The 18,026-nt window shown below is 72.8% G+C and carries 15 protein-coding genes and 1 riboswitch; of the genes, 10 read left to right on the top strand and 5 right to left on the bottom strand.

The annotated features are described in order from the left end of the window. Window positions 1-6 precede the first annotated feature (6 nt). Window positions 7-1,332 carry a polysaccharide pyruvyl transferase family protein gene (locus ABIH81_RS28720; protein ID WP_349877996.1) on the bottom strand — a complete coding sequence of 442 codons (1,326 nt, stop codon included), beginning with the start codon at window positions 1,330-1,332 and terminating at the stop codon, window positions 7-9. 155 nt (window positions 1,333-1,487) lie between these two features. Here ABIH81_RS28720 and ABIH81_RS28715 point away from each other — a divergent pair, with 155 nt between their 5' ends. From ABIH81_RS28715 to ABIH81_RS28695, 5 genes are all read left to right on the top strand, one after another. Beyond that, complete coding sequence (locus ABIH81_RS28715) at window positions 1,488-2,717, top strand: acyltransferase (RefSeq protein ID WP_349877995.1); 1,230 nt, start codon at window positions 1,488-1,490, stop codon at window positions 2,715-2,717. 80 nt (window positions 2,718-2,797) lie between these two features. Beyond that, the gene (locus tag ABIH81_RS28710) at window positions 2,798-3,142 is read left to right on the top strand and encodes a hypothetical protein (protein WP_349877994.1); all 345 of its coding nucleotides are present in this window, start codon (window positions 2,798-2,800) and stop codon (window positions 3,140-3,142) included. A 136-nt stretch (window positions 3,143-3,278) separates the two neighbouring features. Then, complete coding sequence (locus ABIH81_RS28705; RefSeq protein WP_349877993.1) at window positions 3,279-4,043, top strand: hypothetical protein; 765 nt, start codon at window positions 3,279-3,281, stop codon at window positions 4,041-4,043. Between the two features lie 307 nt (window positions 4,044-4,350). After that, window positions 4,351-4,493, top strand: a riboswitch (cyclic di-AMP (ydaO/yuaA leader). Between the two features lie 203 nt (window positions 4,494-4,696). Continuing rightward, complete coding sequence (locus ABIH81_RS28700; RefSeq protein ID WP_349877992.1) at window positions 4,697-5,545, top strand: C39 family peptidase; 849 nt, start codon at window positions 4,697-4,699, stop codon at window positions 5,543-5,545. 211 nt (window positions 5,546-5,756) lie between these two features. Then, the gene (locus ABIH81_RS28695; RefSeq protein ID WP_349877991.1) at window positions 5,757-6,503 is read left to right on the top strand and encodes an alpha/beta fold hydrolase; all 747 of its coding nucleotides are present in this window, start codon (window positions 5,757-5,759) and stop codon (window positions 6,501-6,503) included. Window positions 6,504-6,509: 6 nt separating this feature from the next. On the opposite strand, the gene ABIH81_RS28690 is transcribed toward ABIH81_RS28695, so the two are convergent. From ABIH81_RS28690 to ABIH81_RS28675, 4 genes are all read right to left on the bottom strand, one after another. After that, a complete protein-coding gene (locus tag ABIH81_RS28690; protein WP_349877990.1) occupies window positions 6,510-8,186 on the bottom strand; it encodes a CDP-glycerol glycerophosphotransferase family protein in 1,677 nt (558 codons plus the stop codon). 19 nt (window positions 8,187-8,205) lie between these two features. After that, the gene (locus ABIH81_RS28685) at window positions 8,206-9,708 is read right to left on the bottom strand and encodes a bifunctional cytidylyltransferase/SDR family oxidoreductase (RefSeq protein WP_349877989.1); all 1,503 of its coding nucleotides are present in this window, start codon (window positions 9,706-9,708) and stop codon (window positions 8,206-8,208) included. A 104-nt stretch (window positions 9,709-9,812) separates the two neighbouring features. Then, a complete protein-coding gene (locus tag ABIH81_RS28680) occupies window positions 9,813-10,613 on the bottom strand; it encodes an ABC transporter ATP-binding protein (RefSeq protein WP_349877988.1) in 801 nt (266 codons plus the stop codon). Further along, window positions 10,606-11,508, bottom strand: a complete 903-nt coding sequence (locus ABIH81_RS28675; protein WP_349877987.1) for an ABC transporter permease — start codon at window positions 11,506-11,508, stop codon at window positions 10,606-10,608. The genes ABIH81_RS28680 and ABIH81_RS28675 overlap by 8 nt, the downstream gene beginning before the upstream one ends. Window positions 11,509-11,663: 155 nt before the next feature. Here ABIH81_RS28675 and ABIH81_RS28670 point away from each other — a divergent pair, with 155 nt between their 5' ends. The 5 genes from ABIH81_RS28670 to ABIH81_RS28650 all read left to right on the top strand — a co-directional run bounded on the left by ABIH81_RS28670 (window position 11,664) and on the right by ABIH81_RS28650 (window position 17,988). Continuing rightward, window positions 11,664-12,296 (top strand): TetR/AcrR family transcriptional regulator, encoded by a 633-nt coding sequence (locus ABIH81_RS28670; protein ID WP_349877986.1) that lies wholly within the window; start codon window positions 11,664-11,666, stop codon window positions 12,294-12,296. A 151-nt stretch (window positions 12,297-12,447) separates the two neighbouring features. After that, window positions 12,448-13,557, top strand: a complete 1,110-nt coding sequence (locus ABIH81_RS28665) for a DegT/DnrJ/EryC1/StrS family aminotransferase (RefSeq protein WP_349877985.1) — start codon at window positions 12,448-12,450, stop codon at window positions 13,555-13,557. Then, window positions 13,554-14,585 (top strand): Gfo/Idh/MocA family oxidoreductase, encoded by a 1,032-nt coding sequence (locus tag ABIH81_RS28660; RefSeq protein WP_091423607.1) that lies wholly within the window; start codon window positions 13,554-13,556, stop codon window positions 14,583-14,585. Before ABIH81_RS28665 ends, ABIH81_RS28660 begins: the two co-directional genes overlap by 4 nt. Beyond that, a complete protein-coding gene (locus ABIH81_RS28655; RefSeq protein WP_349877984.1) occupies window positions 14,582-16,261 on the top strand; it encodes a glycosyl transferase family 1 in 1,680 nt (559 codons plus the stop codon). The genes ABIH81_RS28660 and ABIH81_RS28655 overlap by 4 nt, the downstream gene beginning before the upstream one ends. Window positions 16,262-16,353: 92 nt before the next feature. Then, window positions 16,354-17,988: a glycosyltransferase family 4 protein gene (locus ABIH81_RS28650; RefSeq protein WP_349877983.1), complete on the top strand. Its 1,635-nt coding sequence runs from the start codon at window positions 16,354-16,356 to the stop codon at window positions 17,986-17,988. Window positions 17,989-18,026 lie beyond the last annotated feature (38 nt).

Below are 18,026 nucleotides of genomic sequence, written 5' to 3'. Positions count from 1 at the left end.
CGACGGTCAGCGCCGCAGCATCCGGCGGACCTTGCCCGGGACGGCCTGCTTGATCCGCTCCCGGAGCTGCTGCGAGCGCAGCCCGTCGATGGTGGCGGTGAGCTTGGCGTTCTCGTCGCGCAGCCGCTCGATGCGGGTCAGCAGCTCGGCCGGCGCGGTGGCGGCGGCGGGCCGGACGGCCGGCGGGAACACCGTGTCGGCCACGCGCCGGTCGAAGCGCGCGGCGCTGTCGCCGTCGGCGAACGAGGTGCCGAGGTCGTGCTTGGCCAGGAACGCGGTGATGGTCTCGAAGCGGGCCTTGTGGCCGTCGTTGAGCGCGGTGTAGTCGGCCTCGGCGTAGAGGTCGGCGGCGTCGACGTCGGCCGGCACGTCCCGCATGATCCGGTGCGGGATGCCGAAGTAGCGGGCCAGTTCCAGCGTGCGTGAGTCGTGGGCGAACAGGTAGCCGGGCGTGCCGGCGACGAGCGCCGTGATGGTGCCGTGGATGCGGGTGCCGAACGCGAAGTCGTACCCGGACAGGTGCGACATCCAGGTCCACGGGTCGACGAACATGCGCACCTTGTCCTCGGCGAACAGCGGGTGCGAGGTGTGCAGCGGGATGTCGCTGCTCTGGCCCCGGTGCTCGGGCGCGTCGCCGTAGAGCAGGGTGCCGAGCGTCCGCAGGTCCTGCGGCACGTAGCAGAGGTTCGGGTAGCGCTCCTGGTGGTGGCGGACCACCGAGGCCATCGAGCGGACGTACGGGGAGATGGTGAGCGCGACCTTCGACTCGGCGGTCAGCTTCGGGCGGGTCTTCTCCAGGTGGAACGTGTCGCCGTGCAGGAACATCGACGGGCAGCCGATCTGCTCCACGGCGGAGAAGCCCAGCGCGTTGAGGTAGCTCTCGGTCACCTCGCCGCGTACGCCGATGCTGTGCGACCGGTCCAGCACTGCCTTGCAGAACGCGCGGACCGGCTCGTCGATCGGCCGCAGGTACTCGCGATCGCCGTCGACGTTCGTCTGCACGCCGACGCCGAGCACCACCACCGGGATCTTCAGCCGCTCGATCAGCCGGGTCAGCGGCGCCAGGCGGTGCACGAAGCTGCGGCGGAACGCGTTGGCGAGCGGTACGACGAACACGTCGTGCCGCTCGTTGATCTCGTCGGCGAGGCGCGGGTCGGCCGGGGTGCGGGTCGGTGTGATCTCGGCCGTGGAGGTGGCGAGCAGCTTGTGCGCGGCGTGGCTGAAGACCAGGTTGCCGCTGTTGTCCCCGATCCAGTTTCCGGCGAACGTCTCCTCGGGCGTGAGGACGTCGAACGGGCCCTTGCGGGCGCGGAGCAGGATCCGCTGGTGCATCCGGTTCGCTCACCTTCCGTACGGCACGGCGTGCGGCGGGAGCCGGGTGGGCGCCCGCGCGTGCAGGAACGGAAATCGTATCCGCCGCCGCTGTGGAGCCGAGCGGGCGGCGGCTCGCCGGGAACGTCCCGGTTCCCCGGGGTAGGGTGCCCGGAATGACCAGCGCGCCCACCGTCACCCGTGCCCCACGACTGCCGTCGCTGACCGGATTGCGGTGGGTCGCCGCGCTGCTGGTCTTCGCCTTCCACGCCGGCACCATGGGGATCGTCGCCGAGCCGCACCTGAAGCCCCTGATCGACAAGGCCTTCAGCCTCGGCCTGTCCGGCGTCGAGTTCTTCTTCATCCTCAGCGGGTTCGTGCTGGTCTGGTCGTACCGGGACGGGGAGCGCGCGTGGACGTTCCTGCGCCGCCGGCTCGCCAAGATCTACCCGAACCACGTGGTGACGTTCGTCGCGGCGGTGGCGATCGCCGCCTGGTTCGCCGACCCGATCGTGCCGTGGGCCGCGATCGCCAACTTCTTCCTGGTCCAGGCGTGGATCCCGCTCGGCGGCTACTTCTACAGCGTCAACAACGTGAGCTGGTCGCTCTCCTGCGAGCTGGCCTTCTACCTGTGCCTGCCGCTCGTGGTGCCGTGGCTGCGCCGGGCCCGTACCGGCGTGCTGCGCACCGTCCTGATCGCGGCGCCGCTGCTCATCCTGGCGCTGTGGCCCGGCCAGCACCTGGTGCCGGAGGAGCAGCGGTGGTGGTTCACCCAGATCTTCCCGGTGACCCGGTCGCTGGAGTTCTGGATGGGGGTGGCCGCCGCCGAGCTGATGCGCCGGCACCGCTGGCGGGGACCGAACCTCGGCGTCGCCACCGGGATCTTCGTCACCACCTGGGTGGTCGCCGCGCTGTGGATCCCGGCCGAGTTCTGGGCGGCGCTGCTCGCGGTCGCGTACCTGCTGGTCATCGCCGCCGCGGCGGACGCCGACGTGCGCGGCCGGCCCACCCCCTGGCGGTCCCGCGCGATGGTCTGGCTCGGTGAGGTCTCGTTCGCCTTCTACCTGGTCCACGTGCTGGTCATGGTCACCGTGCTGCGGCTGACCGGGCACTGGGGGACCGGGCTGCCCGGCTGGCGCGGCCCCGTCGCGGTGCTCGGCTTCCTGGTGGTCACGCTCGCGCTGGCCGCCGCGCTGCACCGCTGGGTGGAGGTGCCGATGATGCGCCTGCTCGGCCCGTCCCGCCGGGCCCGCGCGGCGTCGCGCGTACCGGCCGCCGCGTCGGCGGTGCCGGCTCCGCGCCGGCCCGCCGAGGACGCCGCCACCCCGGCCGCCGACGGCGGCGCGACGTCCGTCACCGGCCGGGCCGAGGGCATCGAGTACGCCGGGCGGCGTCACCCGGACTGACACGCGCCGTCGCCTGCCGGTCGGTCCGCGACACGCCGTGCGGCGGTGCGTTCGTGGGGGTTCGGCGGTAATTTGTACCCGTGCTTCCGATCGCGCTCACCTGCCCCGTGTGGTGGGTCGCGCGCTGGACCGCCCGGATGCTCGCCAGTCTCGCCGTGGTCGTCGCCTGCTCGTTCGGCGCCGCCACGCTGCCGGCCGGTGTCGCCGCTGCCGCCCCTGCTCCGGCGGTCGCCGCCTCGGCGTACACGGTCACGGGCACCTCGACCGCCGCGCGGCCGGAGGCCGACCGCGTGGCCGAGCGGCCGGCCTCTCCCGCCGGTGTCCCGGCGCCCGCGCCCCGGGCGACCGTCCCGGCCGTCCCGGAGCCGGTCCCGGCCGGACGGGCCGCCGCGCCGGCCGGCCCGCGGGCCCCGCCCGCCCGCTGATCCGCCCACGGGCCGCGCCCGTTCCTCGCACCCACCGAACGTCATCCCCGCACCCGCCCTCGGCGCCCGTTCCACCGGCCGCCCCGGCGAGGTCGTGCGGGCCCTCCCGCCAGGTCCTTCCCGTGAGGTGCCGACCATGTCGCAGACCGCTCTGTACCACTTCCTCACCGCCGTGCCCGAGGCCGCCGCCATCTGGTCCTTCCTGCTGCTGCTCGCGCTGGGCCTGCTCGCCGCGCTCGTCGCCCGGCCCGAACGCGACGCCACGGAGGAGGCCGCCCCCGAGCCGGCCGACGCCGACGCCGCCCGTCGCGACGACCTGATCCGGTACGCCGAGGAGGTGGCGGTGGCCGCCGCCGGGGCCGCCCAGACGGCCCGTCGCCGCCGGGAGCGGTGGCTGGCCGCGCAGGACGAGGCGGAACGGGCCTGGACCGCGTACGACGAGGCGGACGCCGCCGCCCGCCGCCTGGCCGGCGCCGCCGCGCTGGCCGCCCCGCGCACACCGCGAACCCCGGCCGAGTACGCGGCCCGGGAGCGCTGGCTGCACCACGCCGCCATGACGGCGCACTGGCGGGGTGACCTGACCGCCCGTCAGCTCGCCGACGTGCTGGCGCGCCGCAACGGGTGGGATCCGCGCCGGCACCCGGCCGAGCAGGAGATCGTGCTGGCCCGCACCGTCCGGGACGGGCGCCGGGCCGGATGGGAGAGCGCCGCCGAGCGGGAACGGGCGGCCTGGCGGGACGCGGAACTCGCCGCCGAGGCCGCCCGGACGCTCGCCGCCGAGGCGTACGCGGCCACGGCGGCGCTGCGGCCCGTACCGGCGAACCGCAGCGCGACGACGAGCGGCCTGCCGGTCCCCGCAACCGTGCGGAACGCCCGGTGGCGCCCGGCCCGGGTCGGCTGAGGCGTCGTCTCGACCGAATCGTTACCCGGAATGTGGTGAGCCCGGTCACCCGGGCCGCCGAAACGGGCGCCGGGCGCAGAACAGGTCATCGAGTCGCGCAATTGCCGGGTCGCTGCTCGCCGTCTGTCCGCTTTCCGCCGCCGGGTGCTGTCGAAACGGCTTGTCCCATTGAGGGAAGTCAGTAACCGGGTGTGCCGAAATCCGTTACCGCCGAGCACGTTTGCGCAGGTGAGAGCGCTTGGCATGGAACATACCCACCGGTAGTGTCGGCGCGTCCGATGCGGTAACCGATCGCCGACGGCGACACCGCACCGACCCGCCTAATCGTGTCTCACGAACCGGGGACCCATGAGCAGCATCGGGGTGAATCCGCGGGCCGACGGCCCGCGGTAGGGCGTACTTCCCGCCCGAATCCGTCAGCTAACCCGGTCGGCGGCCACGGAAGGAGTACCCCTCGTGCCCACCCCTCGATCGTCCCCCCGCCTCCACGGCACCGCGGTGCCCGCGCTCGCCTGACGCGCGACCGGCAACCGCCCCCTGGGCGCCCGGCATCACGGGCGTTCCCGATCCCCCGGCCATCCGGCCCCGCGAGCACGTGCGAGTTCCTCCGCGTGCCGGGCCGGCGTGCGCCGTTCACGCCCGTGGAGGATTTCGTGAAGCACCACCTGAAGCGTCAGCTGCGACGGATCGTCACCGAACGCCCGTACCAGATCGTCGCCGGATCGGCCGTCGCGCTCGTGCTGGCCGCCGGCGCCGGCGCCGGCACCGTCGCCACCGCCGGTGACGACGCCCCGGTCCAGGAGAACACCGCAGCGGTCGCCGATCTCGGCGCCGCCCGCCTCGGCGAGCAGGCCGCCGGCCGCAGCGAGGCCCGCATCGCCGTACCGCAGACGTCGCCCAGCGCCTCCGCCGCACCCGGCGCGTCGCCGAGCGCCTCCCCGTCGAAGAAGGCCACGGCCGACCCGGACACCACGGCGAAGGCCAAGCCGAAGCCGCCGTCGAGCAAGACGCTCGACTACGACTACCAGGCGCAGATCAACTACTTCTACTGCGGTCCGGCCGCCGTGCGCAACGCGCTCAGCGCCGCGGGCATCGAGCGCAGCCAGGACGCGCTCGCCGGGCCCCTCGGCACCACCGAGATGGGCACCAACTCGGCCGAGGACACCACCCGGGTGCTCAACCAGCAGGTCAAGGGCAACCCGTACCGGACCCGCATGATTCCCGGCACCGCCACCCCGGCCCAGATGGACCGGCTCCAGGCCGACGTGGTCGAGGCGATCAGCAACGGCCGCGCGGTCGTCGCGAACGTCGCCGGTACCGCCACCGACACCAACGGCGGCTGGCACTCGTTCCCGGGCGGCCACTACGTCGCTGTGGTCGGCTACAAGGACGACGGCCGGACCGTACGCATCGCCGACTCGGCCGACCCGTCGCTGCCGTCGTACTGGGTCACCACGATCGACCTGGCGCACTGGGTCTCCACGCGCGGCTACTCCGCCTGACTCCCGCACGGCCCGAAGGCCGGCACCCCGCTCCCCGGGGTGCCGGCCTTCCCCGTCCCGCCCCGCCCCGCTGATCTTGCACTTGTGGCCCCGTCAAAGCGCGCAAGCCGGGCATCCCGCGGGCCGGAACCGCAAGGTCGACGGGCTGGTGGGCGCCGGCTTGGTGGGTTCGGTCTCGCGTGTCGTGTGCGGGCGGTGGCAGACTGCGCCAATGGGCGATGTGACGGGGAAGCGGCACCTGATTCTCCTGCACGGCATGGGTGCCACCGGCGAGGTGTGGCTGCCCTGGGCGCCGCTGCTGGAACGCCGCTGGCCCGGCCGCTGGCTCGCCCCCGACCTCGCGGGACACGGCTGGTCGCCCTCGCTCGACGGCTACTCGTTCGAGGCCCTGGCCCAGCGCGTGGTGGACGGGCTCGGCCCGGTCCGGCTCAGCCCGGACGACCGGCTGGTGCTGCTCGGGCACTCGCTCGGCGGCGTGGTGGCGCTGGCGCTCGCGGCCCGGCAGCGAGGGCTTCCGGTCGACGCGGTGGTGGGGCTCGGCATCAAGGCGGTCTGGTCCCCGGCCGAACTGGCCAAGTCGGCGGAACTGGCCGCCCGGCCGGTCACCTGGTTCGCCACCCGTGACGAGGCGGCCCGCCGCTACCTGCGGGTCTCCGGGCTCGCCGGGCTGTTCGCACCGGACCATCCGGTGGTGGAGGCGGGGCTGCGCCGGGTGGACGGCCGCTGGCGGCTCGCGATGGACCCGGCCGCGTTCGCGGTCGGGGAGCCCCGGCTGCCGGCCCTGCTGGCCGCCACCGGTGTGCCCGTGCTGCTGGCCCGGGGCGAGCTGGACCCGATGGTGACCGACGCGCAGCTCAAGGAGCTGGGCGCGCCGGTGGCGACGCTGCCCGGGCTGGGCCACAACGCGCACGTCGAGGATCCGGAGGCGGTGCTCGCCCTGCTCGACCCGTACCTCTGAGCGGGCCTACACCCCGGCGCGCGGCGCCGGGACCGCCCAGTTGGGTTCCAGCTCCCGGCGGGCGGCGGTGAGGAACGCCTCGGCGTACCCGTCGGCGGGGAAGTCGCCCAGGTACCGGGTCCGCGCCGCCCAGCGCTGCGCCGCCTTCGGGTCGGCGTCGAGCAGGTCGGTGAGCACCTCGTCCACGTTGGACATGTCACGCCGCAGCACGTAGCCGGACGCCGCGAGCGGGAACCGCTCGACGAAGTGCTCGCCGTCGGCGCCGGTGTCGGTGACCGCGTACGGCTTGCCGGAGTAGAGCCAGTCGGAGATGACCCCGGACACGTCGGAGACCAGCGCGTCGGCGCGGTTGACGCACTCGGTGAGCGTCAGCTCGCGGCTCGCGGCGGCGCCCCACAGGTGCGGCCGGCCGGTCTTCGCCCGGTCGGCGGCGAGCAGTTCGGTGAGCCGGGCGAGCTGACGGGCCGAGGCCGGGTTCTTGCCGGTGTACGGGTGGGCGCGCAGGATCACCGCGGCGCCCCGGTCGATCAGCCGGCGGATCAGCGTCTCGGCCACCGGCAGCGAGCAGTAGTTCGCGTCGGCGTGGTGCCCGGTCCAGGTCGGGGTGTAGAGGACCGTGGGGTGCGCCGGTGCGGTGACCGGCTCCCGGCGTACCTCGATGGCCTCGACCTGGGGCCGGCCGACCACGACGAACTTGTCGGCGGGGATCTCCACGCCGGCGCGGGCGTACCTGTCGATCGCGGCCTGACCGGCCACGAAGATCCTGTCGAAGATGGCCGAGACCGGGTTGGCGCTGGGGGCCTTGTCGCTGTCGCCGTGGTGCAACTGCACGTGGGTGAGCTGGTTGAACCGGATCACGTGGGCGTTCTTCGCGCCGTGGTTGACGTAGAACGCCACCCGCAGGCTCGGCACCAGCGCCTCGTCGAGCGCCTTCAGCGTGGGGCAGAGGACCACCGGGGCGCGGGTGGCGGCGGCCACCGTCGACAGGAACTCCGGCTCGCGCAGCACCACCACGAACGGGCGGCCGATCCGCTCCAGGTACGGCAGCCACATGGTGACCTGGTACTCCGAGCCGGGCGGCGCGGAGAAGTGCAGCAGGAACTCGGGCTGATGGCGGCGCAGCGCCCGGCCGACCGGGCCACCTCCGGCGGGCGGGCGGAACCGGCGCCGGGCGAGATCCAGCGCGACCGCCCCGCACCCGGCGCCGACGAGCAGCGCGGCGGCGAGCGCCGACCAGGCGGGTAGCGCCAGGGCGGCGGCGAGCGCCACCACGGCGAGCAGCACCAGCAGCGCGTCGCCGAGCCGGGCGGCGACGACCGGTGTCCACGTGCGGACCGGGAGGTGCGCCGCCCGGATCTCCAGCGCGCCGGCCTGCCGCAGCGGCCCGACCAGCAGCACCAGCCCGAGCAGGACCAGCGCGGTGGCGGCCAGCGCCGGGTCGAAGCCGCCGTCGAGGCGCCGCGCGTAGCCGACCAGGATGCCGGCGGCGACGAGCACCGTCTCGGCGAGGCCGTCGGCGGACGGCCGGACCCGGCGCTCCCAGGCGGTGGCGGCGAGCGCCGCGACGGCCAGGGCCAGGCCCCAGCCGGTGGCGCCGGTGAGCGCCACGACGAGGAAGGCCAGCACCGCCAGCCCGGTGGTCAGCACTCGGGCGAGCAGCTTGCGGACCAGGTCACCACGCATCTGGTACGTCCCGTCGGGTTCAGGCGTCGGCGGACAGCTCGGACCGGTGCGGGCCCGGCTGGGCCGGTACGGCGGCGACCTGCTCGCCGGGGGACCGGCGTACGTCGACCACCTGGCCGGTCAGTTCGGAGATCAGCACGTCCAGGGACGCCTGCGCGACCGCCTCGGAGGAGAGCAGCGTGTGTTCCGGCTCCTCGCCGAACGCCCGCGTCCGCATCGGGGTGGCGGTGCGTTCCGGGTTGACGCAGTTGACCCGTACGCCGAACTCGGCCCACTCGTCGGCGAGCGCCTGGGTCAGGTTGACCAGCGCGGCCTTGGTGGCCGAGTACAGCGCGTAGCGGGCCCGGCCCCGGGTGTACGAGCTGGACGTGTAGAGCAGCAGCTGGCCCTTGGTCTGCTGGAGGTACGGCAGGGACTGGCGCGCGATGGTGACCGGGCCGACGAAGTTGACGTGCAGGAGACGGTCCATCGTCTCCGAGTCCATCTCGGCGAGCGCGCCCTTCTCCAGGATGCCGGCGGTGACCACCACGTGGTCGATCCGGCCGGTCGCCTCGAACGCGGTCTTCAGCGCGGCGGCCACGTCCTCGGCGCGCTCGACGTGCGTGCCGGTGGTGGAGCGGCTGAACGGGAAGACCTGGGCGCCGTAGCCACGGGCCAGCTCGGCCAGGTCGTGGCCGATGCCGTAGCTGCCGCCGAAGACCACGATGGTCCGGCCGGTCAGCTCCTCGGCGTAGCTGCGGTGGTCGGTCAGGCGGGGCGCCTGGGCGGCGGCGAGCTGGAACAGCTTGTCGGCCAGGTGCACGTCGACCGGGTGGGTGACCTTGATGTTCTCGTCCGAGCCGTCGATCACCTTGATCGGCGTGCCGGGCAGGTAGCGCAGCACCACACCGCAGTCGTCGGTGGCGGCGAAGTCGGGGTCGCCCTCGGCGCGGCGGTACGCCTCCCGGATGGTGCCGGAGCGGAACGCCTGCGGGGTCTGGCCGCGGCGCAGCCGGGAGCGGACCGGGATGTCGGTGATGCAGTCGTCCGCGTCCACCTGGATGATCGTGTCGGCGGACGGGATGGCCACGTCCACCGCCGAGTACGTCCAGAGCGCGTTCACGCACTCGCGCACGATCCGGGCGCTGACCAGCGGGCGGACCGCGTCGTGGAAGAGGATGTTGACGTCGCCCTCGCCGACCGCGTCGAGCGCGATCCGGGTGGTGTCGTTGCGGGTCTCGCCGCCCTCGATCACCTTGGTGACCTTGCGGAAGCCGGCGTCGGCGACGATGCGCCGGGCGTCGTCGACGTGACCGGTGGCCATCAGCACGATGATCTCGTCGATCTCCGGCGCGGCCTCGAAGACGGCGAGGGTGTGCTCGATGATCGGCTTACCGGCGATCTTGAGGAGCTGCTTCGGGATGCCCAGCCCGAGGCGCGTGCCGGTCCCCCCGGCGAGGATCACGGCCACCGTACGCGCGGGGCGCCAGGGTGCCGGGTTCGCCGGCGCGGCGTCCGGTGCGGTGGTGTGGTCCTGCGTCATTGCCGTACCTCACTCTGGGTGAAAGGGGATGGATCCGAAAACATTAACGCGTACGCCGGAGCGCACCGCTCCGGGCGGAACCCGGTGCGGTGCGCTCCAGGGCGCTACTTCTGGTTCTCGTACGCGTCGCAGACCTCCTTGGTGGGGCCGTCCATCTTCAGGACGCCGCTCTCCAGCCAGATGGTCCGCTCGCAGGTGTCCCGGATCGAGCCGATCGAGTGGCTGACCAGGAAGACGGTGCCGGCGCTGTCGCGCAGCTCGCGGACCCGCTGCTCGCTGCGGACGCGGAACTTGCGGTCGCCGGTGGCCAGCGCCTCGTCGATGAGCAGCACGTCGTGCTTCTTCGCCGAGGAGATCGCGAAGCGCAGCCGCGCGCCCATGCCGGAGGAGTAGGTGCGCATCGGCAGCGAGGCGAAGTCGCCGCGCTCGTTGATCCCGGAGAACTCGATGATCTCCGGGGCGATCCGCTTGACCTCCTCCGGCGGCATGCCCATGGCCAGGCAGCCGAGCACCACGTTGCGCTCGCCGGACAGGTCGTTCAGCAGTGCGGCGTTCACGCCGAGCAGCGACGGCTGGCCCTTGGTGTAGACGGCCCCGCGGGCCGGCGGCAGCAGGCCGGCGATGGCGCGCAGCAGTGTGGACTTGCCGGAGCCGTTGCTGCCGATCAGGCCGATCGCCTCACCCTCGTACGCGGTGAAGCTCACGCCCTTGACCGCGTGCACCTCGCGGATGTTGGGCGCCTTGCTGCGGGAGACGATCCGCTTGAGCGCGGAGACCGGGGTGGTGCCGCCGGTCGCGCCCTTGTGGATCCGGTAGATCACGTGCACGTCGTCCACCACGACTGTGGGGACGCGACCCGAGTCGGTCACCGGGCCGGCGTTCAGCGGCAGGGTCTGCTCAGCCACGGCCGTACTCCTTCTCTCCGCGCCAGAAGTAGACGAACCCGCCGATGCCCATCACGACCGCCCAGAACAGGCCGAGCGCCCACAGCTTCAGCGGGGAGCTCACCAGGTTCGCCTGGTGCGAGTCGAGCAGCGCGTAGCGGGCCAGCTCGATGAAGACCAGCGGTGGGTTCCACTCCAGGATGTTGGCCGCCCACGACGGCAGGTGCTCGCGGATGAGCGCCACCGGGTAGAGCACGCCGGAGGCGTACAGCCAGGTGCGCATCACGAACGGCATGATCTGCTTGAGGTCGGTGGCCTTGGAGCCGAGACGGGCCATCACCATGCTGAGCCCGACGTTGAAGATCGTCTGCAGCAGCAGCATCGGGACGATCAGGATCCAGCGGAAGGTGATCGGCTCGCCGGTGACGAGCACGATGCCGGCCAGCACCACCATCGACATGAGCAGCTGCTGGAGCTGCACGAGCGTGACGGTGATCGGCAGCGCGGCCCGGGGGAACTGGAGCGCCCGGATCAGGCCCAGGTTGCCGGTGATCGCGCTGACGCCGTTCGTCGCCGCCGTCTGCGTGAAGATGAAGATGAACACACCGGTGCACAGGTACGCGATGAAGTTCGGCACGTTCCGGTGCTGGCCCAGGATCACGCCGAAGATCAGGAAGTAGACCGCCGCGTTGGTGAGCGGTGTCAGCACCTGCCAGAGCTGACCGAGCTGGGTGTTGCTCAGCGAGGAGGCGACCTTCGCCCGCGAGTACGCGGTCATGAAGTGCCGGTACGCCCACAACCTGCGGGCGTACTCACCCAGAGCCGGTCGTTCCCCGGCCACCCGTAGCCCGTACCGCTGGGCCAGCTGGGCCCGGGTCAGTCCGGATTCGGGGTCGGCCACCGCGGTGTTGGCCATGTTCAGGCGCTCCGATCTTTCGTGCTGATGGGGAGCAGTGCGGTGAATGAGATCCAGCGTGGCCGGGCGGGGAGGAGCCGCCTCGCTGCTGCATGGAAGGTAGTCCACCGAACGTCGGGACGCAACCGTACCGTCGTTGCGCTACATTGTTCCACGTGACGACCGAGAAGAGGCGTGCCCCGGCCGGCGCGGCGGTGCTGCGCGGGGAGATCACCAGTGCCATCCGCGCCGCCGTGATGCAGGAACTGGCCGAGGTGGGCTACGGTCGCCTCTCCATCGAGGCGGTCGCCCGCCGGGCCGGTGTGAGCAAGACCGCCATCTACCGCCGCTGGCGTTCCAAGCTCGACCTGGTGCTGGACATGGTCTCGGCGGTGGCCGGGCGGAACATCCCGCTGCTGGACACCGGCAGCCTCCTCGGTGACCTGGAGATCCTGCTGCACGTGATGGCGCGCGCGCTGCGTCACCGGCTGGCCGCGCAGATCATCCCGGACCTGCTGGCCGAGGCGGCCCGCAACCCGCAGATCGCGGAGAAGTTGCAGGCCGCGCTGGACGACTACCAGCAGGCCGTGGGGCGGATCCTGATCGGCCGGGCGGTCGAGCGCGGTGAGCTGTCCCCGGACACGGACCGGCGCGCCGCCGTCGATCTCATCGTGGGCCCGGTCTACTGGCGGATGGCGATCTCCCGGGCCGCGCTGGAGCCCACCGAGGTGCCCCGGATGGCGGCCGCGATCGTCGCCGCGCTGCGGGTAGCATGCGTGGGGCCTGTACGCGACGAGGTGGAAGTCTGAACCCCGGGCCGCCCCCGGAGGGCCGTCGTCGATCATGAACAGAAGGTCACATCCGGTCGGACAATCAGTGCAACCCGTTGGTTTTCCCGACAGACCGGTACCATCCCCCGAAATGTCCCTCATGAACCACGCGTCGACAGGAGGAAGCCCCATGGTCGGGCCGCATCCAGAGTTCATTCCCCCCGCACGGCCGATCATCGGCGAGGCCGAGATCGAGGCGGCCGTCCGGGTGCTGCGGAGCGGCCGGGTCGTGCAGGGCCCCGAGGTCGCCGCGTTCGAGGAGGAGTTCGGCGACCTGGTCGGCGGCCGGCACTGCGTCGCCGTCAACTCCGGCACCTCCGCGCTCCAGCTGACGCTGATGGCGCTCGGCTTCGGCCCGGGCGACGAGGTCATCGTCCCGTCGTTCTCCTTCGCCGCCAGCGGCAACGCGGTCCGGCTGGTCGGCGCCGAGCCGGTCTTCGTGGACATCGAGCCGGGCAGCTTCTGCGTCGACCCGGAGGCGATCGCCGCCGCGATCACGCCGAAGACCGTCGCGATCATGCCGGTGCACCTCTACGGCCACCCGGCCGCGATGGACCGGATCATGGCGATCGCGCAGCAGCACGGCCTGGCCGTGGTCGAGGACGCCGCCCAGGCGCACGGCGCCGAGCTGAACGGCACCCCGGTCGGCGCGTTCGGCACCGCCGGGTGCTTCAGCTTCTACCCGACCAAGAACATGCACTCCCTCGAGGGCGGCATGATCACCACCGCCGACGCGGACCTCGCCCGCACCCTGCGGCTGCTGCGCAACCAGGGCATGGAGCAGCGGTACGCCAACGAGATCGTCGGCGCCAACATGCGCATGACGGACGTGGCCGCCGCGATCGGCCGGGTGCAGCTCACCCAGCTCGGCGAGTGGACCGAGCAGCGCCGCGCCAACGCCAAGTACCTCGACTCGGCGATCACCGGCATGGTCACCCCGCCGGTCGCCGACGGCGCCAAGCACGTCTACCACCAGTACACCGTGCGGGTGCGGGGCGACCGCGACGCCGCCCAGGCCCGCCTCACCGAGCTGGGCATCGGCAACGCGGTCTACTACCCGACCCCGATCCACCGGCTCAAGCCGTACCTCACCGCCGACGGCAAGCCGGGCCCGTGGGATCTGCCGGAGACCGAGCGGGCCGCCGCCGAGGTGGTCTCGCTGCCGGTGCACCCGTCGCTGAGCCAGGCCGAGCTGGAGCGGATCGCCGAGGGCGCGAACCTGGCCGGGGGTGCCCGATGAGCGACGGCGGACGGAAGCTGCGGGCCGGCCTGATCGGCCTCGGCGCGATGGGCCGCAACCACGCCCGCGTGCTGTCCAACCTGGACGGCGTCGAGCTGGTCGGTGTGGTCGACCCGGCCGGCGACGTGACCGGCACGCTGCGCGCGCCCGTCGTGCCCGAGCTGAGCGACCTGCTCGCCCTCGGCGTCGACTACGCGGTGGTGGCCTGCCCGACGGCGCTGCACGAGCCGATCGGCATGGAGCTGGCCGCCAACGGCGTCTGCGCGCTCATCGAGAAGCCGCTCGCCCAGTCCGTCGACGCCGCCACCCGTCTGGTCGAGGCGTTCGAGAACGCCGGCCTGGTCGCCGGCGTCGGGCACATCGAGCGCTACAACCCGGCGCTGCAGAGCCTGCGTACCCGCCTGGAGGCGGGTGAGCTGGGCGAGGTGTTCCAGGTCGTGACCCGGCGCCAGGGCCCGTTCCCGCACCGGATCGCCGACGTCGGCGTGGTGATGGACCTGGCCACCCACGACATCGACCTGACCGCCTGGGTGACCGGCCAGCAGTACAGCTCGGTCGCCGCCCGCACCGTCTCGCGCAGCGGCCGGCTGCACGAGGACATGGTCGCCGTGGTCGGCCAGCTCGCCGACGGCACGATGGTCAACCACCTGGTGAACTGGCTCAGCCCGCTCAAGGAGCGGTCGACAGTGGTCACCGGTGACAAGGGCTGCTTCGTGGCCGACACGCTCACCGCCGACCTGACGTTCTACGCCAACGCCGCCATCGACACCGAGTGGGAGGCGCTGCGCGCGTTCCGCGGCGTGGCCGAGGGCGACATGGTCCGCTACGCCATCCCGAAGCGGGAGCCGCTGCTGGTCGAGCACGAGCGCTTCCGCGACGCGGTGGAGGGCAAGCAGAGCGACATCGTCACGCTGCGGCAGGGTCTGCGTACCGTGCAGGTCGCGGCCGCCCTGCTGGAGTCGTCCGCCGACGGCAAGGTCGTGTCTGTCGCGGCCAGCGGCAGCGACGCGGAGCCGGCACTGCGATGAGCCCGGCGCCGGTGCGGCGGACGGTCTCGGCGGTGCGGCGGCGAATTCCCCGGCGGTGGCGCATCGCGCTCCGCCGGGCCGCCGCCGGCGCCCGGCCCTTCCAGACCCCTTCGGTACGTGAGCTGTGCGAGCTCCCCGCCGGCACACCCCTGCTGGTGCACGCCGGCGGGGTCACCGGCGACCGGGCGTTGGCCGGCGTTATCCGCGCCCTGGCCCGGCTGCCCGAGTTCCACCTCGCGCTGGTCCGCGACGAGGCGGAGCGGGCGGCCACCCAGGACCTGATCCGCGAGGCCGGCAACGCCCGGCGGCGGATCCACGAGGTGCCGCGCCCGCGTACGGTGACCGCGGCGTTCCTCGCCCCGGCGGACGTGGCGGTGTTCGGGTTCGACCCGGACGCCGGTCTCGACCTGCTGGACACGTTCCTCGCCGCCGGGCTGCGGGTGGTCGCCGCCGACAGCCGGGTGGTGCGCGAACACCTGGCCCGGCACGGCGGCGGTGACCTCTTCGCGCCCGGCTCGCTGCCCTCCTTCACCAGGGCGGTGGAGCGGGCCCGGCAGCGCGGCGACGAGCCGCCCGCGCCGGAGGAGCCCCCGGTCGCGCCGATCGAGGCCGGCACGCCGGGTCCCTGGCGGGCGCTCGGCGCCGGGCCGATCCGGTTGGGGCTGGGCACCGCGAACTACGCCGGGCAGCTCTCCGCCCTGGCGGTGGCCCTCACCGCCGCCCGGGCCGACGTCGGCGTCGAACTGGTGATGGCCAAGCCGCCGGCCACCTACCGCTACCCGGCCGACCGCTACCTGAACTACCCCGGCGAGCACCGCCTCGACGTGCAGGTGGAGCAGGCCCGCCGGGTGCTCGGCTGGTACACGCACCTGATCGTGGACGCGTTCCGCCCGGTGCTCGGCCGGGGCAACGGCGACGACATCTCCGCCGACCTGCCCGCGCTGCGCCGGGCCCGGATCAAGGTCGCGCTGCTGGCGCACGGCAGCGAGATCCGCCATCCGGGCGCGCACCTGGAGCGGCACGCCGAGTCCGCGTTCCGGGACGCGGACGAGGACCTGCGCGAGCGGCTCACCACGGTGGCCGAGCGGAACCGGCGCACCGCCGAGGAGAGCGGCCTGCCCTTCTTCGTGACCACCCCCGACCTGCTGGACGACGTGCCGTTCGCCACCTGGGCGCCGCTGATCGTCGACGTGGACGACTGGGCCTGCGACCGCCCGGTGCTGGAGCGCGCCCGGCCGGTGGTGCTGCACGCGCCGTCGAAGCGGTGGACCAAGGGCACCGACCGGCTCCTGCCGCGGTTACAGGAGTTGGACGAGCGACGGATCATCGAACTGCGCCTGGTGGAAGGTCTGCCGCACCACGAGATGCGCCGCCTGGTGCAGGACTGCGACATCGTGGTCGACCAGTTGGTGATGGGAAGCTACGGCACGTTCTCCTGCGAGGGGATGGCCGCCGGTAAGGTGGTGGTGGCGTATCTCAGCGAGAGCGCGCACCGCGCGGCCTGCATCCAGCCGCCGATCGCCAACGCCACGCCCACCACGCTCGTCAAGACGATCGAGTCGTTGCTCGACGACCGTGCCGGGGCGACAGCCCTCGCCGCGGAGGGTCCCCGTTATGTCCGTGAACACCACGACGGCCGGCGCACCGCGCAGGTCTTCGACTCTTTCCTCCGGTGATCGGCACCGGTCGTCGCGCGGCGACCGGCGACCGGTGCCGGCGGACGCTGATTCGCGCCCGAGCAGGACTTTGAACAAGGAGAAGGCACCCGATGCAAGCTGTCCCGGATACCGACGCCCGGCCGACCCGAGGGCGGGTGGTGATGCTTGTCGACAACGGAGTCCACGGTGACTCCCGCGTGCAGAAGGCCGCCCGGTCGGCCGCCGAGGCCGGCTGGGAGGTGATCCTCGTCGGCATCCTCAAGGGCAGCAACGCCGAGGACACGTGGCGGATCGGTGACGCCGAGGTCCGGCTGATCCGGGTGGCGCGGCGGATTCCACACCCGATCACCCACCGCCGCGCGCTGTTGCGCCGCCCGCTGGCGTACAAGCCGGGACCTACCGCGAAGCGGCACCTGAACGTGCTCAAGGCACGCCGCAACGACCTCACCTTCCGGCTGGCCGAGATCAAGGTCGCCCGTCGTGCGGGCGGGCCGCGCTGGGTGGAGCTGGCCGGCAAGGCCCGCCTGGCCGTGCCGTACTTCCTCAACAAGGCGAAGTTCCGGTGGATCAAGCTTCGGACCCGCGAGTCGCAGCGCCTCCAGGAGCGCCAGCAGGACCCGAACGCCCTGCTGGACCGGACCGCGCTGCGGCTCTGGCAACGCCTGCACGGTGACCGGGCGTGGCGCCGCCTGGACCCGGAGCTGTGGGACTTCGAACTGGCCTTCGGGCCGGTTGTGGACAAGCTGCAGCCCGATCTGATCCACGCGCACGACTTCCGGATGCTCGGCGTGGGCGCGCGCGCGACGATGCGCGCCCGCGCCGCTGGGCGGGACGTCAAGCTGGTCTGGGACGCGCACGAGTTCGTGCCCGGCATCATCGGTCGGCCCACGAACCTTCGCTGGCTGCCGGCTCAGATCGCCTACGTCCGCGAGCACGCCCCGTACGCCGACAGCGTCATGACCGTCTCCTCGACCCTGGCCGATCTGCTTCGGGAGACGCACGACCTGCCCGAGCAGCCGGCGGTTGTGCTGAACGCTCCGCCCGCCGAGCTCACCCCGGAGCAGCGGGCGTCGCCGGTTCCCGACATCCGGGCGCTGTGCGGGATCGACGCGGGTACGCCCCTGTTGGTCTACTGCGGTGGCATCAACCCGTCCCGCGGGGTCGACATCATGATCCGAGGCCTGACCCGGATGCCCGACGCGCACGTCGCGCTCGTGTCGGTGCCCCTCAACGGCAAGCACCCGATCATGTACGAGTTGGAGGAACTCGCCGCCGAGTTGGGGGTGGCCGACCGGGTGCATCTGCTGCCGTACGTGCCGCACTGGCAGGTCTCCGCGTTCGTGGCCCCGGCCGACCTCGGCGTCATCCCGATCCACCACAAGCCCAACCACGAGTTGGCGCTGATCACCAAGTTCTTCGAGTACGCGCACGGCCGGATACCGATGGTTATCAGCGACGTCAAGGCCATGGCCGAGGCGACGCGGGCCATCGGCCAGGGCGAGGTCTTCCGGGCCGAGGATCTGGACGACTACCTGCGTGCTGTGCGGGAGGTGCTGGCCGACCCGCAGCGGTACCGAGCGGCGTACGACCGGCCGGGCGTGCTCGACCAGTGGACCTGGGAGGCCCAGGCGCGGGTGATGGACGAGGTCTACACCCGTCTGCTGCCGGACCGCCCGAAGGCCCCGGCGCAGCGCACGACCACCCCGTCGACCGTGGCGCAGCGCTCCTCACTGCCCGTGAGTTGACCGAAAGGGGGGCTTGGCCAGTCAGCCAAGCCCCCCTT

This window comes from Micromonospora sp. HUAS YX12, from assembly GCF_040215685.1.
Taxonomy (GTDB): Bacteria; Actinomycetota; Actinomycetes; order Mycobacteriales; family Micromonosporaceae; genus Micromonospora; species Micromonospora tulbaghiae.
Note: the sequence above shows the minus strand (reverse complement) of the source record. Positions and strands in the feature narration are given on the sequence as shown.

What these genes read in the sequence shown, in the direction of transcription:
- ABIH81_RS28655 (WP_349877984.1), top strand. Translation starts at nt 14,582, where the DNA reads ATGAGCCCGGCGCCGGTGCGGCGGACGGTCTCGGCGGTGCGGCGGCGA.
- ABIH81_RS28665 (WP_349877985.1), top strand. Translation starts at nt 12,448, where the DNA reads ATGGTCGGGCCGCATCCAGAGTTCATTCCCCCCGCACGGCCGATCATC.
- ABIH81_RS28650 (WP_349877983.1), top strand. Translation starts at nt 16,354, where the DNA reads ATGCAAGCTGTCCCGGATACCGACGCCCGGCCGACCCGAGGGCGGGTG.
- ABIH81_RS28690 (WP_349877990.1), bottom strand. Translation starts at nt 8,186, where the DNA reads ATGCGTGGTGACCTGGTCCGCAAGCTGCTCGCCCGAGTGCTGACCACC.
- ABIH81_RS28715 (WP_349877995.1), top strand. Translation starts at nt 1,488, where the DNA reads ATGACCAGCGCGCCCACCGTCACCCGTGCCCCACGACTGCCGTCGCTG.
- ABIH81_RS28675 (WP_349877987.1), bottom strand. Translation starts at nt 11,508, where the DNA reads ATGGCCAACACCGCGGTGGCCGACCCCGAATCCGGACTGACCCGGGCC.
- ABIH81_RS28685 (WP_349877989.1), bottom strand. Translation starts at nt 9,708, where the DNA reads ATGACGCAGGACCACACCACCGCACCGGACGCCGCGCCGGCGAACCCG.
- ABIH81_RS28695 (WP_349877991.1), top strand. Translation starts at nt 5,757, where the DNA reads ATGGGCGATGTGACGGGGAAGCGGCACCTGATTCTCCTGCACGGCATG.
- ABIH81_RS28720 (WP_349877996.1), bottom strand. Translation starts at nt 1,332, where the DNA reads ATGCACCAGCGGATCCTGCTCCGCGCCCGCAAGGGCCCGTTCGACGTC.
- ABIH81_RS28705 (WP_349877993.1), top strand. Translation starts at nt 3,279, where the DNA reads ATGTCGCAGACCGCTCTGTACCACTTCCTCACCGCCGTGCCCGAGGCC.
- ABIH81_RS28660 (WP_091423607.1), top strand. Translation starts at nt 13,554, where the DNA reads ATGAGCGACGGCGGACGGAAGCTGCGGGCCGGCCTGATCGGCCTCGGC.